19 protein-coding genes and 1 tRNA gene are annotated in these 14,217 nt (G+C 65.2%); 11 read left to right on the top strand and 9 right to left on the bottom strand.

Features of this window, described 5'->3' with window-relative positions; translation table 11 throughout:
* Positions 1-55 precede the first annotated feature (55 nt).
* Positions 56-520 (bottom strand): Fur family transcriptional regulator, encoded by a 465-nt coding sequence (locus tag H8M03_RS03670; RefSeq protein WP_187480400.1) that lies wholly within the window; start codon positions 518-520, stop codon positions 56-58.
* 39 nt (positions 521-559) lie between these two features.
* The gene (locus H8M03_RS03675) at positions 560-928 is read right to left on the bottom strand and encodes a MerC domain-containing protein (RefSeq protein ID WP_246449062.1); all 369 of its coding nucleotides are present in this window, start codon (positions 926-928) and stop codon (positions 560-562) included.
* Between the two features lie 96 nt (positions 929-1,024).
* On the opposite strand from H8M03_RS03675, the gene H8M03_RS03680 reads away from it, so the two are divergent.
* A complete protein-coding gene (locus tag H8M03_RS03680) occupies positions 1,025-2,080 on the top strand; it encodes a COX15/CtaA family protein (protein WP_187480401.1) in 1,056 nt (351 codons plus the stop codon).
* Positions 2,077-2,400 (top strand): divalent-cation tolerance protein CutA, encoded by a 324-nt coding sequence (cutA, locus tag H8M03_RS03685; protein ID WP_187480402.1) that lies wholly within the window; start codon positions 2,077-2,079, stop codon positions 2,398-2,400. Before H8M03_RS03680 ends, cutA begins: the two co-directional genes overlap by 4 nt.
* Here cutA and H8M03_RS03690 read toward each other — a convergent pair.
* Positions 2,397-3,119 (bottom strand): Crp/Fnr family transcriptional regulator, encoded by a 723-nt coding sequence (locus tag H8M03_RS03690; protein WP_187480403.1) that lies wholly within the window; start codon positions 3,117-3,119, stop codon positions 2,397-2,399. The genes cutA and H8M03_RS03690 overlap by 4 nt on opposite strands.
* Before the next feature lie 169 nt (positions 3,120-3,288).
* Here H8M03_RS03690 and H8M03_RS03695 point away from each other — a divergent pair, with 169 nt between their 5' ends.
* The 6 genes from H8M03_RS03695 (at position 3,289) to H8M03_RS03720 (ending at position 6,589) form a co-directional block, all read left to right on the top strand.
* Entirely contained in the window at positions 3,289-3,471 is a 183-nt protein-coding gene (locus H8M03_RS03695) for a hypothetical protein (protein WP_187480404.1), read from the top strand.
* A gap of 138 nt (positions 3,472-3,609) precedes the next feature.
* A complete protein-coding gene (rplM, locus tag H8M03_RS03700; RefSeq protein ID WP_187480405.1) occupies positions 3,610-4,089 on the top strand; it encodes a 50S ribosomal protein L13 in 480 nt (159 codons plus the stop codon).
* Position 4,090: 1 nt separating this feature from the next.
* On the top strand, positions 4,091-4,639 hold the full coding sequence (gene rpsI, locus H8M03_RS03705) for a 30S ribosomal protein S9 (protein ID WP_187480406.1): 549 nt from the start codon (positions 4,091-4,093) through the stop codon (positions 4,637-4,639).
* A 73-nt stretch (positions 4,640-4,712) separates the two neighbouring features.
* Positions 4,713-5,447: a ThuA domain-containing protein gene (locus H8M03_RS03710; RefSeq protein WP_187480407.1), complete on the top strand. Its 735-nt coding sequence runs from the start codon at positions 4,713-4,715 to the stop codon at positions 5,445-5,447.
* A gap of 69 nt (positions 5,448-5,516) precedes the next feature.
* On the top strand, positions 5,517-6,029 hold the full coding sequence (locus H8M03_RS03715) for an RNA polymerase sigma factor (RefSeq protein ID WP_187480408.1): 513 nt from the start codon (positions 5,517-5,519) through the stop codon (positions 6,027-6,029).
* The gene (locus H8M03_RS03720) at positions 6,026-6,589 is read left to right on the top strand and encodes a hypothetical protein (RefSeq protein ID WP_187480409.1); all 564 of its coding nucleotides are present in this window, start codon (positions 6,026-6,028) and stop codon (positions 6,587-6,589) included. Before H8M03_RS03715 ends, H8M03_RS03720 begins: the two co-directional genes overlap by 4 nt.
* Here H8M03_RS03720 and H8M03_RS03725 read toward each other — a convergent pair.
* On the bottom strand, positions 6,586-7,572 hold the full coding sequence (locus H8M03_RS03725) for an aldo/keto reductase (RefSeq protein WP_187480410.1): 987 nt from the start codon (positions 7,570-7,572) through the stop codon (positions 6,586-6,588). The genes H8M03_RS03720 and H8M03_RS03725 overlap by 4 nt on opposite strands.
* Positions 7,573-7,680: 108 nt before the next feature.
* Between H8M03_RS03725 and metC the strand changes: the two genes are divergently transcribed.
* Both metC and H8M03_RS03735 read left to right on the top strand, forming a co-directional pair.
* On the top strand, positions 7,681-8,847 hold the full coding sequence (metC, locus tag H8M03_RS03730) for a cystathionine beta-lyase (protein WP_425506865.1): 1,167 nt from the start codon (positions 7,681-7,683) through the stop codon (positions 8,845-8,847).
* Between the two features lie 71 nt (positions 8,848-8,918).
* Complete coding sequence (locus H8M03_RS03735; RefSeq protein ID WP_187480412.1) at positions 8,919-9,203, top strand: hypothetical protein; 285 nt, start codon at positions 8,919-8,921, stop codon at positions 9,201-9,203.
* Here the strand turns inward: H8M03_RS03735 and H8M03_RS03740 are convergent.
* From H8M03_RS03740 to H8M03_RS03760, 5 genes are all read right to left on the bottom strand, one after another.
* Positions 9,200-10,750: a DHA2 family efflux MFS transporter permease subunit gene (locus H8M03_RS03740; protein WP_187480413.1), complete on the bottom strand. Its 1,551-nt coding sequence runs from the start codon at positions 10,748-10,750 to the stop codon at positions 9,200-9,202. The genes H8M03_RS03735 and H8M03_RS03740 overlap by 4 nt on opposite strands.
* 8 nt (positions 10,751-10,758) lie before the next feature.
* On the bottom strand, positions 10,759-11,832 hold the full coding sequence (locus tag H8M03_RS03745) for an HlyD family secretion protein (protein ID WP_246449064.1): 1,074 nt from the start codon (positions 11,830-11,832) through the stop codon (positions 10,759-10,761).
* Complete coding sequence (locus tag H8M03_RS03750; RefSeq protein WP_187480414.1) at positions 11,829-12,284, bottom strand: MarR family winged helix-turn-helix transcriptional regulator; 456 nt, start codon at positions 12,282-12,284, stop codon at positions 11,829-11,831. The genes H8M03_RS03745 and H8M03_RS03750 overlap by 4 nt, the downstream gene beginning before the upstream one ends.
* A gap of 139 nt (positions 12,285-12,423) precedes the next feature.
* Positions 12,424-12,497, bottom strand: a tRNA-Gly gene (locus tag H8M03_RS03755).
* 50 nt (positions 12,498-12,547) lie between these two features.
* Positions 12,548-13,306 carry a competence/damage-inducible protein A gene (locus H8M03_RS03760; protein ID WP_246449065.1) on the bottom strand — a complete coding sequence of 253 codons (759 nt, stop codon included), beginning with the start codon at positions 13,304-13,306 and terminating at the stop codon, positions 12,548-12,550.
* Between the two features lie 46 nt (positions 13,307-13,352).
* Here H8M03_RS03760 and map point away from each other — a divergent pair, with 46 nt between their 5' ends.
* Positions 13,353-14,183, top strand: a complete 831-nt coding sequence (gene map / locus H8M03_RS03765; protein ID WP_187480416.1) for a type I methionyl aminopeptidase — start codon at positions 13,353-13,355, stop codon at positions 14,181-14,183.
* The last annotated feature ends 34 nt before the right edge of the window (positions 14,184-14,217 follow it).

Consider the following 14,217-nt stretch of genomic DNA (forward strand, 5'->3'; position numbering starts at 1 on the left):
GGCCGTACCGGACCCGATGTCCGATTTCAGCACTTGCTCACTCTTCGCTCAGGTTTCAGCCGTCCTGGCAGTCGCTGCAGGTGCCGCGCACCTCGATGACCGGCCGGGTGGCGGCGAAACCGGTGTCGTGCGCCGCGTCTCGAATGCCGCCGGACAGGCGGTCGTCATCGATGTGGGTGGTCTGGCCGCACGTATCGCAGATCAGGAAGATACAGTCGTGCAGGCAGTCGGGATGCTGGTTGGCGACATAAGCGTTGGAGCTTTCGACCCGCCTGGCGAGGTTGGCGCCGACGAACAGGTCGAGAATGCGATAGACGCTGTTGGCGGCAACACGCCGGTCCTGCGTCTTGGAAACGGACTCGGCGATATCATAGGCACTCGCCGGCCGGTCGAAGGCGGCCAGCGCCTCGAACACCGCTTCGCGCATGCCGGTCCATTGCTCGCCCTTGGTCTCAAGGCGCGAGCGGGCGGCCGATTTCAGCGACTCGCCTTCATGGAGCTGGTGATCGTGCTGCGGCATGGCCGGTTGAGATAAGGCCGCCGCCGGGCGGCGACAAGCTTAGTCGGCGGCGAGGAAGTTGAGCCGGTGCCCGAGTGCGACCATGCCGACGCCGATGACCGTATAGAGCGCCTCGCTGCCGTCGTGCGGAAGGCCCAGCGCCCCTGCCATTACGCCAAGACCAAGCGCACCAACCGACACCGGCAGCAGGAAACCGTGCTCCATCACGCCAAGGCCAAGCGCCACCGCGCCAAGGATCATTGCCAGCGCAAGGCCGACTTCATGGATGATCGGCGCACCAAGCAAACCGCCCGCGCTGGCCAGCAGGCCGAGCACGACCGCCGTGGCCAGGCAGTGGACGATGCACAGGCCGGACAGCGCGATCGCGATCCGGTCCAGCCGTCCGGGTTTGGCAAGGGCTGCAACCATGGTCGGCCGCATATAATCCACGTCGCGTGACGTTACAATGTCACATTGGCGAAAAATGATTGCCGGGGCCGCCAGCCGCGCCCATAGGCCCGCGCCATGGTTTCGCCTGCCCCGTCAGCGACCTCGCGGACCCGCCGCGACCGGCCGCTGGCCCTTTCCAACCTGCTGCTGATCGTCGCCGCGCTGGTCTTCGCCCTGGTCGTTGTCGGCGGCATCACGCGGCTGACCGAAAGCGGCCTGTCGATCACCGAATGGAAGCCTGTCGCGGGCGCCATCCCGCCGTTGTCTCACGCGGACTGGGTCCGCGCGTTCGACCTGTACAAGCAGATCCCGGAATATCAGCAGGTCAACGGCCCGGCGGGCATGACCCTGGCCCAGTTCAAAAGCATCTACTGGTGGGAATTCGTCCACCGGCTGCTTGGGCGCGTGATCGGAATCGTGTTCGCCCTGCCCTTGTTGTGGTTCGCCGTACGCCGCCAAATCCCGCCCGGATACGGCTGGAAGCTGGTGGCCTTGTTCGTCCTTGGCGGCATGCAGGGCGCGCTTGGCTGGTACATGGTGAAATCGGGACTGAGCGGCCGCACGGACGTCAGTCACCTCAGGCTTTCGGCGCACCTGATGCTGGCGCTATTCATCATGGGCTCGCTGATCTGGGTCGCGCTCGACCTTCGCCGGCTGGCCCGCGACGGGGCCGACCGCCCGTCCCGGCTGACCGTGTCGACAGGCGTGATGCTGGCTGCTCTCGCCGTGCAGATTCTGCTCGGCGCCTGGGTCGCCGGACTGAACGCCGGGCAGGTCGCCAACACTTGGCCGCTGATGGACGGACGCCTGTTCCCCGCCGGCGTCGACTGGTCGCGCGGACCTTTGTGGGCGGCCGCCAACGACCCCTTCCTGGTGCATTTCCTGCATCGCTGGTGGGCATGGGCCGCGGTCGTTGCGCTGGTCCTGCTCGCGCGCCGCGCCCGGGCCGCCGGATCGCGCGCCGCGTCGATCGCCATTCACAGCGCATTCGGCGCGCAGATACTGATCGGCATTGCGACAGTGATCGAAGGCGTGCCGATCGCGCTCGCCGCCCTGCACCAGGCAACCGGCGCGCTGGTCGTGGCCGCTGCAATATGGGGTGCACATACGGCCGGGCGCCCGCGCCGATGACCATCGTGTCCGTCTACGCCGTCTTTGCCGACGACGAGGAAGCGGCACGGATTGGACGCAAGATGGTCGAGGAGAGGTTCGCGGCCTGCGTCAATATCCTCGACCCATGCGCGTCCATCTACCGCTGGGAAGGCCAGATCGAAACGGCGAACGAAGTGCCAGCGGTCTTCAAGACCGGCAAGGAGACGGCGGCGGCGTTGGTCGACCGGATCGCCGCGCTGCACAGCTACGACACGCCGTGCGTCGTGGTGTGGCCGGTCAACCGGGCGTTGCCGGCCTATGCCAACTGGGTTTGCCAGAGCACCGGAAAGGAGACCTAGGCCAACACCCGCTTTTCGAGGTGGAGGTAGGACGGATCGAATTCCGCGATCGCTTCGAGCCCGCGGCGATCGCGGATGGTGATCGCTCGGTTTTCGGATTCGACCAGTCCCTTTCGGCGCAGCTCCTGCAACGTGCGATTGACGTGCACTACCGTCAGCCCAAGATATTCAGCGATCTCGCGCTGGGTGAGCGGGAAATCGAACGTGTCGCCGCGCGTCTCGCCGACGACTTTCAGTCTCGCGTGAAGTTCGCAGAACAAGTGCGCCATGCGCGAAATCGCCGATCGTTGGCCTAGCGAAAGCGCCATTTCGCGGCCGACAGACGCGTCGATGTTGGTCGACAGCCAATAGACCAGTGCCAGGTGCGGATGCTCTTCGATGATGTTCGCCAGCGCAGCGTGGGAGACCAGAGCAACTGCTCCGTCAGTGACGCTGGCCATGTCATGATCGAGCCGTTTCAGCGTAAAGCCGTGCAAGTCCGCGAAATCGCCCGGGATGTGGATTTCCAAAACCTGGCGCTCGCCGCTCGGCAGGTCCTTCGATCGCACCAGCCATCCTTCGACGAGCAGCATGCAGCGATCCAGCTCTTCGCCAGCATGCACCAACACCTCGTCGGCCTTGAAGCGCCGGACCTCTCCGACCAGGTCCCGTATCACTCGCTCTTCTTCAGAGCTGATGTCGGTACGCAGCCTCAGCTTTTTCAAATGCGGAGTGATCATTTGACCGCGCCTTTGCAACGCTACTCGCGGAAATGCGGATAACCTAGATTACACATCCGTTACGTTCGCAAAAAATGTTCCTTTTGAAAAGCATAGGCTTAGCTAGGACATAACTTGGTTTATCCCGGGCCGGGAACCCCTCGACTATGATGGCAGGCGGGGGACTGTCATGCGGGACTATCGGCTGTACCGGCTCGACGGAGCTGGCAATATCTTAAGCGCCGAATGGCTTCGCGAACCGGATGACGACAGCGCCGTCCGTCCGGTCACGGACCTGCGCCTGCACGGACCGGCCGAACTTTGGCGCGGACAGCGGTTGGTAGCGCGGATCGAGCCGGCATCGGACTACTAGAAAACGTCCGGTATTATTTTACCCGTCAGGAGTTCCGCGGAATGCTTGACTTTTTGCGCCTTGAAAGCGAATAGCGCGCCAGTCGGCGGCGCCAGCGAGCGTCGCCTTTCGCATTTAATCACGAAAGGATCATCGGCCATGAAGGCGCTGATGAAAACGACCAAGTCGGCCAAGCCGGCCGAGGTCGAAAAGAAGTGGCACCTGATCGATGCCGACGGCCTGGTTGTCGGCCGCGTCGCCTCGATCATCGCCAACATCCTGCGCGGCAAGCACAAGCCGAGCTTCACCCCGCATGTTGATTGCGGCGACCATGTCGTCGTCATCAACGCGGACAAGGTGCGCTTCACCGGCCGCAAGCTGGAACAGAAAATCTATTACAAGCACACCGGCTATCCCGGCGGGCTCAAGGAAGTGACCGCCGCCAAGGTGCTGGAAGGGCGCTTCCCCGAGCGCGTGCTGGAAAAGGCCGTCGAGCGCATGATCCCGCGCGGTCCGCTCGGGCGCGACCAGATGCGTGCGCTGCACCTCTACAACGGCACCGAGCACCCGCACGGCGGCCAGAACCCCGAAGTCCTCGACGTCGCGTCGATGAACCGCAAGAACAAGGTGGGCGCATAAGATGGCCGACAAGAAGTCCCTTTCCGACCTCGCCGAACTGACCAAGGAAGGTCAGACCGCCGAGACCCCGGCCGCCGAAGCGCCGGAAGAAGCGGCTGAAGCCGAAACTCCGCCGCCGCCGCCGGTCGAAGCCGCCCCGCTCCGCGAGCAGCAGCTCGACAAGCAGGGCCGCGCTTATGCCACCGGCCGCCGCAAGGACGCCATTGCGCGCGTCTGGCTGAAGCCGGGCTCGGGCAAGATCACGGTCAACGGCCGCGAACAGGAAGTCTATTTCGCGCGTCCGTCGCTGCGCCTGGTCATCAACCAGCCGTTCGACGTCGCCGATCGCCGTGGCCAGTACGACGTCATCGCCACCGTCAAGGGCGGCGGGCTGTCGGGCCAGGCGGGTGCGGTCAAGCACGGCATCGCCCAGGCGCTGACCCGGTTCGAACCGACGCTGCGCACGGCGGTGAAGCAGGCCGGCTTCCTGACCCGCGACAGCCGCGTCGTCGAGCGCAAGAAGTACGGCCGCGCGAAGGCCCGCCGCAGCTTCCAGTTCTCGAAGCGCTAGGCTTTTCGGCAATCTGTTACGCGAAGGGCGGTCCGGGCTTCCGGGCCGCCCTTTTCGATTCTAGGCTGCGCCCATGACCCGCCTGCTGCTCCTGCTCCTCGCCCTTTTCGCCACGCCCGCCGTCGCACAGCCGACCGGCAAGTCGATCCTGATCTATTCCGGCACCACCGGCTATCGCCACGACAGCATTCCTGCCGGTGTCGCGGCGGTGCGCAAGTTGGCGGAGGATCGCGGTCTGACGGTAGTCGCCAGCGAAGATCCGGACGTGTTCGCCGACGCCTCGCTGCGCCGGTTTGCGGCAATCGCGCTGGTTTCGACAACGACCGATCCGAAGAAGCCGGAATCCGAATGGCTGACCGGGGATCGGCAGGCCGCGCTGCAGGCTTTCATGAAGCGTGGCGGCGGGGTGCTGGCCATCCACGCCGCGGCGGATTCGCATTATTTCTGGCCGTGGTACGGGCACCTGATCGGCGGCCACTTCGCGCGCCATCCGCAGGGCACGCCGACCGGGACGGTCACGCTGACCGATCCGGCCAATGGCCTAGTCACCGGGCTACCGGCGACCCAGCGCCGCACCGACGAATGGTATTATTTCGACGATTACGACCCGACTGCCCAGCTGCTCATCACGCTCGATCCGCAATCGATCGGCGAGAAGGACGTCAATCCCAACCCGGTGGCGTGGAGCCGCGAGGTCGACGGCGGCCGCGTCTTCTACACCGCCATGGGCCACACCACCGAAAGCTATGCGGAGCCTTATTTCCTGACGCTCGTCGGCAACGGCCTCGACTGGGTGCTGAAGCGATAGTCCGGCCGGCGCGAAGATTTTTTTGCGCCGTCGTGTAATCTTTGCCAGCCGCCGGCGACTAACCCTAGCATGACCGGGGGAACGACCAGCCAGGACCGGCGCTATGAAGCGCTTGCCGCAACTTACGGGCCGATGATCGCGCGGCTGGCGCGGGGGTACGAACGCGATCCTGAAAAGGCCCGCGACCTCGTCCAGACCATCCACGTCGAATTGTGGCGCAGCCTCGCCAGTTTCGACGGCCAGTGCAGCGACAAAAGTTGGGTCCACCGCATCGCGCACAATGTCGGCGTCAGCCACATGATCCGCGAAGCCCGCACCAACCACGGACAGTGGGTCGGGCTGGACGATGTCGAGCTTGCCGGCCCGCAGGATGCAGAGGTCGAACTCGACCGAGCGCAACGGCAACAGCGAATGCTGGCGCTGGTTCACCGGCTCAAGCCCGCCGACCGCCAGGTCGTGCTGCTTCACCTGGAAGATTTGAGTGCCGCGGAAATCGCGGACGTGCTCGGCATGGCCCCGGGCACGGTTTCGGTTCGTCTGCACCGCGCCAAAGCCGTGCTGCGAACGAGGATTGGAGAATGACCATGCCGACGATCAAGGAGGATTGGCAGATGATGACCGCCGACACGCAAAACTTCAGCGCTCGGGAGCTGGCCGCCCGCGCGGTCACGTTCGACCGCCAGATCCGCGCCCGGAACGTTCGGGAATATGGGGCGAGCGCCGTAGTCGCCGGCTTCTTTGGCTGGCGCGCGACGGTTTCCGACGGGACGGCGCAGGTCGCCGCTATCTTGCTGGTGCTGGCGGCCTTGTGGACAGCCTTCCATATCTGGCGCGCGGGGGCTCCGGCGGAGCCGGACCTGCTCGCCCCGGCAGAAACGCAGCGGATGCAATGGAGGGACGAACTTGAGCGGCAGGCGCAGCTGCTCGAAAGTGTCCGCTGGACCTATCTCGCGCCGTTCGCGCCCGGTTTCCTGCTGTCCGCGCTGACCCCGGTAATCGACCGCTGGCCAGCCGTATCGACAGGCGACATGGTCATCGCCAGTGCCATGGTGGCGGTCTTCGCCATCGTGCTGGCCGTCATCAACCGGCTTAACGCCAGGGCCGCGTGCCAGCTTCGCGAAACGATCGCCGCGCTCGACTAGCGGTTGACCGTGGCCATCCCCTGCGCGTGGTAACGGTCGCCCGCTGCCGCACCGGGCGGAAGGATGGAATCCAGTCGCTGCAGGTCGGCATCGGTCAACTCGACATCCAAAGCGGCGATATTCTCGTCGAGATATTTGCGCCGCTTGGTTCCCGGGATCGGCACCACGTCCTCGCCCTTCGCAAGCACCCAGGCCAGCGCCAGTTGCGCAGTGGTGCAGCCCTTTTCCTTCGCCAGGTCCTCAACTTCGCCGACTAGCGCGATGTTCTTGCGGAAATTGTCGCCGGTGAAGCGCGGATGGAAGCGGCGGTAATCGTCGTCGGGGAAATCGTCGGGCGAGCGAATCTGACCGGTCAGGAAGCCGCGGCCGAGCGGGGAATATGCGACGTATCCGATGCCCAGTTCGCGGACCGTCGGCAGAACCTCATCCTCCGCATCGCGGCTCCACAATGACAGCTCCGTCTGCACCGCCGTGATTCGGTGCGTGTCGTTGGCCTTGCGGATGGTATCGGCGGCGGCCTCCGACAGGCCAAGGAAGCGGACCTTGCCGTTTTCGACCAGCCGCGCCATCGCGCCGACCGTTTCCTCGATCGGCACGTTGGTGTCGACGCGGTGCTGGTAATACAGGTCGATGACGTCGACCCCGAGCCGCTTCAGGCTCGCGTCGCAGGCGGTCCGGACATAATCGGGATCGCCGCGCACGCCGAGGAACTCGCCGCCCTCGCCGCGCACGTTGCCGAACTTGGTGGCCAGGAAGACCTCGTCGCGCCGGTCCTTGATCGCCCGGCCGACCAGTTCCTCATTGTCGCCCGATCCGTACATGTCCGCGGTGTCGAGGAAGTTCAGCCCCTGATCGAGCGCGTGGTGGATGGTCGCGATCGATTCCTGCTCGTCCCGCGCGCCGTAGAATTCGCTCATGCCCATGCAGCCAAGGCCGATCGCTGAAACCGACGGTCCGCCGGTGCCCAGGGTTCGCATCTTCATCAGGCCGATCTCCTTGTCGGATTAAATAGGTTCGGATTGGCAACGCATCGCGCGAGCGCTTGTGCCGCGACGGTGGCACCACCGTCGCATTGCAGTTAGGACGCGATGGTGACCGACGACAGCAAGCGCATCGACACCCGGCTAGTGACTGGCGGACGGCGAAAGGCCTGGACCGGCCGGCTGGTCAGCCCGCCGGTCGAACGCGCCTCCACCCTGATTTTCGACAGCGTCGAACAGATGCGCACCTCGCGCCCCGCGCCCGGCACCTACGTCTACGGGTTGCAGGGGACAACGTCGCAATGGGCCTTGCGCGAGGCGCTGGCGGACATTGATCCGGGCGCAGCGGGCGTCGCGCTGGCGTCGTCGGGCCTTGCCGCCGTAACCACCGCTTTACTGGCGGTGCTGCAGTCCGGCGACGAACTGCTGATGGTTGACAGCGCCTACATCCCCACCCGGCAGTTCTGCGACGGCACGCTCAAGAAAATGGGTGTCACGACGCGCTATTATGACCCGCTCGCCAGCGCGGAGGAGGTTGCCGCACTAGCCGGTGACCGGACCCGCGCCATCTTCCTGGAAAGTCCGGGCTCGCTCAGTTTCGAGGTGCAGGACGTGCCGGGCATTGCGGCTATGGCCCGGGATCGCGGCATCGTCACATTGCTCGACAATACTTGGGCGACCCCCCTGCTCTTTCCGGCGTTCGCGCATGGCGTCGACATCTCGATCCTTGCGCTGACCAAACATGTCGGCGGTCATTCCGACCTGCTGATGGGCGCCATCTCGTCGACCCAGAGCTGGGCCGACAGAGTGGAACGCACGGTGTTCGAACTCGGTCAGTCAGTCAGCCCCGACGACGCCTGGCTGGCGCTCCGCGGATTGCGGACGCTGGGACTGCGGCTGAAGCGGCACGAAGCCAGCAGTCTGGAACTGGCCCGCTGGCTGCAGGACCATCCCAAGGTCGGCGCGATCCGCCATCCCGCGTTCGACGGTTGTCCGGGCCACGCATATTGGCGGCGCGACTTCGCCGGTTCGTCCGGCCTGTTCGCCTTTGCGCTCAAGGATGCCAACAAGGCCGGGCGCGATGCATTCGTCGACCGGCTCAGGATTTTTGGCCTTGGCTACAGCTGGGGCGGGTTCGAAAGCCTTGCCGTCCCGGCCGACCCGGTCCGCACCGCTACGGCGCCCGATTTCGGCGGACCGCTGGTACGGATCCACGCCGGACTTGAGGATCCTGCCGACCTGATCGCCGATCTGGACCAGGCGTTCGCAGAAACGTGAGACCGTTCATCCCGCGTTCGTTCGATCGCTGACTAGACTGCGGTCATTGTCGCGACGGATTGGGAAAAGCCATGAAGCCGGTGCTGATGATTCTACTGCAAGCCGCGTCGGCAGCGCCGCAGGTTACCACCGAATGCGATGGCGATTCCTCAGGTGAGATCGTCGTTTGCGGTACTCGTCCGGGCCGCAGCCGGTACCGTTTGCCCATCCTTCCGAAAACCTACGAGTCGAAGCTGCCAAAGGCGGAGATGGAAATCGCGCCGGGGTTGAAGGCCGCCGTAAAGGTCGATTCCGTCGAGCTTCCCGGCGGAGCGAAAAGCGATCGGGTGATGATCCAGATCGGAACCAAGCTCTAATCCATCGCCGCGGCCGGCTGCGACCCGGGGGCTTTGCGCGTGTTCTTCATCAACAGCAGCAGCGGCAGTACGGCGAAGGTCACCCACATCATCAGCTTGAAGTCGTCCAGATAGGCGATGAATAGCGCCTGCCGGGTGATTTCCGCGTTGAGGTAAGCGGCAACCGACGTCGCCTGGTTGCCCAGCGTCTGCAGCACGTTGGGGTCGATCGTGGGGATCATGCTGTCAGTGACGTGCGCCGCCATGTCGGCATGCGCGACCTGGGTCATGCGTACGAGCTGGAAACTGACGATCGAGATCCCGACCGACCCGCCGATGTTGCGGGCCAGGTTGAGCAAGGCCGCGCCGGTGGTGCGCTCGCTCGGCGCCAAGGTCGCAAAGGCAAGCGTCTGCAGCGGCACGAAGATAAGGCCGAGGCCGAGGCCCTGGACCAGCCCGCTCAGAATGACCGGCCGCGACGGCTGGTCGAGCGCGAAACCGGTCATCATCCATAGCGACACGCCCATCAGGATGACGCCCGTCGCCACCAACAGGCGGGCGTCCACCCTATTGGTCAGCCGCCCGGCAAGCAGCATGGAAATCAGTGTGCCCACCCCGCGCGGAGCGGTCAGGAATCCCGACTGCAGCACCGAATAGCCATAGAGGTTCTGGAGCAGCGGCGGCAGCAGCGCGAGCCCGGCCAGCAGCAGGACGCCGGTTATGACCATGAACACCAGCGAGGTCGCGAAATTGCGGTCCGCGAAGATTGACCGGTCCCACAGCGGGTCCTTGGCGGTGATCGTGTGGACGACGAACATCCAGAAGGCTGCCACCGCCAAGCCGGTCTCGATAAGGATTTCCCAGCTGTCGAACCAGTCGAGCTGCTGGCCACGGTCGAGGAACATCTGCAGCGCGCCCAGCGCCACCGCGAGGAGCCCGAAGCCGAACAGGTCGAAGCGCCGCCGCCGGGTTTCGGTCGTCGGCATGAACGCCGTCATCAGGAAGAAGCACAGCACGCCCACCGGCAGGTTGACCAGGAATACCCAGCGCCAATCATAACTGTCGGTCAGCCAGCCGCCGAGCACCGGGCCAAGGATCGGACCGATCATCACGCCGCCGCCGAACAGGGCCATCGCCTGCCCATGCTTCTCGCGCGGATTGATATCGAACAAAGTGGCCTGAGCGAGCGGGACGATGAACGCGCCGCCGACGCCCTGTACCGCCCGGAACGCGACCATTTCGATCAGCGAGGTCGCCATCGCGCACAGCACCGACGCGGTCGTGAACACGACCACCGAAATGACCAGCAGCCGCTTGCGCCCGACGCGGTCGGCCAGCCAGCCGCTCATCGGCAGCGCGATCGCGGACGCGACGATGTAACTGGTCAGCACCCAGTTGACCGTTTCCTGGGTCGCGCTGAGGCTGGCCTGCATATGCGGCAAGGCGACATTGGCGATGGTCGTGTCCAGCACCTGCAGCAGCACAGCCATCATCACCCCGATGGTGACGATGATGCGCTGCCCGGTGGGCAAGGGATGCGCTGCAACGCCCGCCGTTTCGCCGGCCATGGCTGGGCCTACTTGCCGCCGGTATCGACGGATACGTCGGCCGACAGCCCGGCGATCATCGGTCGCGCGGGCGTCTTGTCGAACGCGATCCGGACGGGCACGCGCTGGGTTACCTTGACCCAGTTGCCGTTGGCGTTCTGCGCCGGGAGCAGCGAAAATTCGCTGCCCGTGCCTGCGCCGATGCTTTCGACATGGCCTTCGAACTCACCGGAATAGGCATCGATCTTGATCGTCGCTTTCTGTCCCGGCTGCATTTCGGCCAGCTGCTTTTCCTTAAAATTGGCTTCGATCCACGCGCCTTCGCCGCGGACGATCGACACCGCGCCGACGCCCGACACGACCTGCGTCCCGACTTGCAGCCGCCCGGCGTTGGCAATCTCACCCGCCATCGGCGCGCGCACTACGGTACGCTCCAGGTCGAGCCGCGCCTTGTCGACCGCGGCCTGCGCCTGCGCCACCGACGGCTGTTCGCCGGGAGCGATCGCGGCGTTGGCGTTGGCGGAGCGCGCCTGCGCGTCGGCCAGCGCGGTTTCCGCGGCCCGCACTTCGTTGAGCGCGTCTTCGTAGTCGGCGCGGGTGGTGAAGCCCTTGCCGAGCAGCGCCTGCTGGCGGGCGAGCGCGTTGCGCTTGATGCCAAGGTTGGCGCGCGCCCCGGTAATGTCGGCGCCGGTGCCTGCGGCCTGGGTACGCAACTGGGTGGTTTGCAAGCGGGCGGCGGCAAGCTGTGCCTGCGCCTGTTCCAGCGCGACCTGGAATGGGGCCGGGTCGATGCGAAACAGAACGTCCCCCTGCTCGACATGGTCACCGTCCTCGACACTGGCCGCGATGACCGGGCCGGTAACCTGCGCGGTGACCGACACGATATCCGTCTTGACCTGCGCATTGTCGGTCGACTGCGACCCGCCGCTGGACAGCCACAGATAGAGGCCAAACGCGAGGATCAGCAGCGGCACGGCCAACATCGCGACCAAGCGCCCGCGCGACCGTCTCGACGGCTGGGTCTCGGTGATTACCCTTTCGACGTCGGCCGGCACTGCGGTCGGCGCAGCGGTCTCGACGCCGTCTCTCTTCATTCTGTTCATGCCCGCGCCGCCTTTCCGCGCTGTCTGCCTGTCCCCGCCACATTGTCCCGGATCGTCGCCAGCCGCTCGCGCAGGTCGGCGAATTGCGTGTCGCTAATGCCTTCGAGCGTTTCGTCGGCAAGAACATGCGCCATTTCGCGCAGCTTCTTCACTAGCGGCATCGCCGCCTCGGTCAGGTCCAGCAGCCATGCTCGCCGGTCGGTAGGATCGGGCTTGCGCTCGACCAGTCCGGCCTCGGCCAGGCGATCGACGATCCGGCACAGGGTGATGGGCTCCATGTCCAGCCGATCGGCAAGTTCGACCTGCCGCAGTCCGGGCTCACGCTTCAGCCGCACCAGCACGCGCCATTGCGGACGCGTAATGCCGACTTCTGCTGCCCGCTGGTCGAACGCCCGGCGCACGATGCGCGCCGTCTCGCCAATTTCGAACAACAGGTCCTCAGACGATTCCATGGCGGCTCATATAATAAGCGTGCTTATTAAATCAACGAGCGCCGGGCTGCGGTGGAAAGCAAGAATGGATTTTTATGTGTGGTCGCCACTTGCTGCGCTCGTGCGCGCCAGCAAAATCAGTCCCCGGACTGACTTCTGCTGGAGCGGGTAGCGGGAATCGAACCCGCGCGTTCAGCTTGGGAAGCTGACAGGCTACCATTACATCATACCCGCGTATGGCGGCGCCGAATTAGGTGCTCGCCGACCGAGCGTCAACGCACCGGTCAGTCCGCCTCGCCGGTCGATACTCCGGCCTCGGCCAGGCGCTCGCGCAGTGCTGCAGCGGCCGCATCGGCTTTCGCGCCCTCGTCCGAGCGGACGACGAAGTCCGCCCCGAACATGCCGCTCCTGTAAAAGGGGTAGCTGCCGATCTGCGTGCCGGGGTGGGCGTCCTGTACCGCCTTGAGCAGGTCAGCGACATCGCTTTCGGCCGCGAACGCGCGGATCGTCACCGACGCCATCGGTTGCCCCCCCTCCAGCGCCCCATCGAGCGCCTCGAGCATCGTCCTGGCGATATTGGGCACGCCGGCGAGAATATAGACATTGCCCATCTTCACCCCCGGCGCGCCAGACGCCTGGTTCGGGATGAGCTCCGCTCCCGATGGCACGCGCGCCATGCGCAGGCGCGCTTCAGTCAGCCCCTGTGGCCGGTCCCGGTAATATTCCTCCAGAATCCGCCGCGCTTCGGGGTGAATTATCACCGGCACGTCGAACGCCGCCGCGATGGATTCGATGGTGATATCGTCGTGCGTCGGGCCGATGCCGCCGGTGGTAAAGAGGTAGTCGTGATTGGGGCGCAGCCAATTGACCGCGCTGACGATCGCCGCCTGGTCGTCCGGCACCACGCGCACCTCGCGCAACCGCACCCCCTGCGTGTCCAGCCAGTGGGCGACCTGGGCGATATTCTTGTCCTCGGTCCGGCCGGACAGGATCTCGTCGCCGATCACCAGCAAAGCCGCGGTCCAGGTCCTGCGCTCGTCCAATCGGTCCTCCGGTGACATCGCCCGCCCGAATGCCTATTTGGGCGTCATGACTCAATATATTACCGTCGCCGCCGACGACCGCGTCGAAGCAAAGAACGGCGTCATCAAGCTGCACGGGCCCGATGGCTTCGCCGGCATGCGAAAGGCCGGCCAGCTGGCCGCCGAGATACTCGACGCGCTGGTGCCGCATGTCGTTCCCGGTGTCACCACGGCGGAAATCGACGCCATCGTCTATCGAATTGCCAGCGACGCGGGGGCGGTTCCGGCGACGCTCGGCTATCGCGGCTACACCAAGAGCTGCTGCACCTCGATCAATCACGTCGTGTGTCACGGCATTCCCGGCGACCGGGCGCTCAAGGACGGCGACATCGTCAACATCGACGTCACGCCGATCATCGACGGCTGGCACGGCGATACCAGCCGCATGTTCCTTGTCGGCGACGTACCGATCAAGGCCCGGCGCCTGGTCGACATTACCTACGAATGCCTGATGCTCGGGCTTGAACAGGCGCGGCCGGGCAACCGGCTTGGCGACATTTCGCACGCCATCCAGTCCCACGCAGAAAGGCACCGCTACAGCGTGGTCCGCGATTTTTGCGGGCATGGCGTCGGCCGCCTTTTTCATGACAGTCCGGAAGTCGTTCACGCGGGACGCGCCGGCTCAGGCCCGGAGCTTCGGCCCGGCATGATCTTCACCGTCGAACCGATGATCAACATCGGCCGCGCGGACGTGAAGCTGCTGGACGACGGCTGGACGGCCGTGACGCGCGACCGTTCGCTGTCCGCTCAGTTCGAACATTCGATCGGCATCACCGACACCGGCTGCGAGATTTTCACGAAGAGTCCCAAGGGCCTGGACAAGCCGCCTTACGCTTGAGCCGCGGCGGTGGACGCGCCGCCAGCCTTCGCTA

Source organism: Sphingomonas sabuli, from assembly GCF_014352855.1.
GTDB lineage: Bacteria > Pseudomonadota > Alphaproteobacteria > Sphingomonadales > Sphingomonadaceae > Sphingomicrobium > Sphingomicrobium sabuli.

Coding starts and splice junctions, on each gene's coding strand:
- H8M03_RS03670 (WP_187480400.1), bottom strand. CDS start 520: ATGCCGCAGCACGATCACCAGCTCCATGAAGGCGAGTCGCTGAAATCG.
- H8M03_RS03675 (WP_246449062.1), bottom strand. CDS start 928: ATGGTTGCAGCCCTTGCCAAACCCGGACGGCTGGACCGGATCGCGATC.
- H8M03_RS03680 (WP_187480401.1), top strand. CDS start 1,025: ATGGTTTCGCCTGCCCCGTCAGCGACCTCGCGGACCCGCCGCGACCGG.
- cutA (WP_187480402.1), top strand. CDS start 2,077: ATGACCATCGTGTCCGTCTACGCCGTCTTTGCCGACGACGAGGAAGCG.
- H8M03_RS03690 (WP_187480403.1), bottom strand. CDS start 3,119: ATGATCACTCCGCATTTGAAAAAGCTGAGGCTGCGTACCGACATCAGC.
- H8M03_RS03695 (WP_187480404.1), top strand. CDS start 3,289: ATGCGGGACTATCGGCTGTACCGGCTCGACGGAGCTGGCAATATCTTA.
- rplM (WP_187480405.1), top strand. CDS start 3,610: ATGAAGGCGCTGATGAAAACGACCAAGTCGGCCAAGCCGGCCGAGGTC.
- rpsI (WP_187480406.1), top strand. CDS start 4,091: ATGGCCGACAAGAAGTCCCTTTCCGACCTCGCCGAACTGACCAAGGAA.
- H8M03_RS03710 (WP_187480407.1), top strand. CDS start 4,713: ATGACCCGCCTGCTGCTCCTGCTCCTCGCCCTTTTCGCCACGCCCGCC.
- H8M03_RS03715 (WP_187480408.1), top strand. CDS start 5,517: ATGACCGGGGGAACGACCAGCCAGGACCGGCGCTATGAAGCGCTTGCC.
- H8M03_RS03720 (WP_187480409.1), top strand. CDS start 6,026: ATGACCATGCCGACGATCAAGGAGGATTGGCAGATGATGACCGCCGAC.
- H8M03_RS03725 (WP_187480410.1), bottom strand. CDS start 7,572: ATGAAGATGCGAACCCTGGGCACCGGCGGACCGTCGGTTTCAGCGATC.
- H8M03_RS03735 (WP_187480412.1), top strand. CDS start 8,919: ATGAAGCCGGTGCTGATGATTCTACTGCAAGCCGCGTCGGCAGCGCCG.
- H8M03_RS03740 (WP_187480413.1), bottom strand. CDS start 10,750: ATGGCCGGCGAAACGGCGGGCGTTGCAGCGCATCCCTTGCCCACCGGG.
- H8M03_RS03745 (WP_246449064.1), bottom strand. CDS start 11,832: ATGAACAGAATGAAGAGAGACGGCGTCGAGACCGCTGCGCCGACCGCA.
- H8M03_RS03750 (WP_187480414.1), bottom strand. CDS start 12,284: ATGGAATCGTCTGAGGACCTGTTGTTCGAAATTGGCGAGACGGCGCGC.
- map (WP_187480416.1), top strand. CDS start 13,353: ATGACTCAATATATTACCGTCGCCGCCGACGACCGCGTCGAAGCAAAG.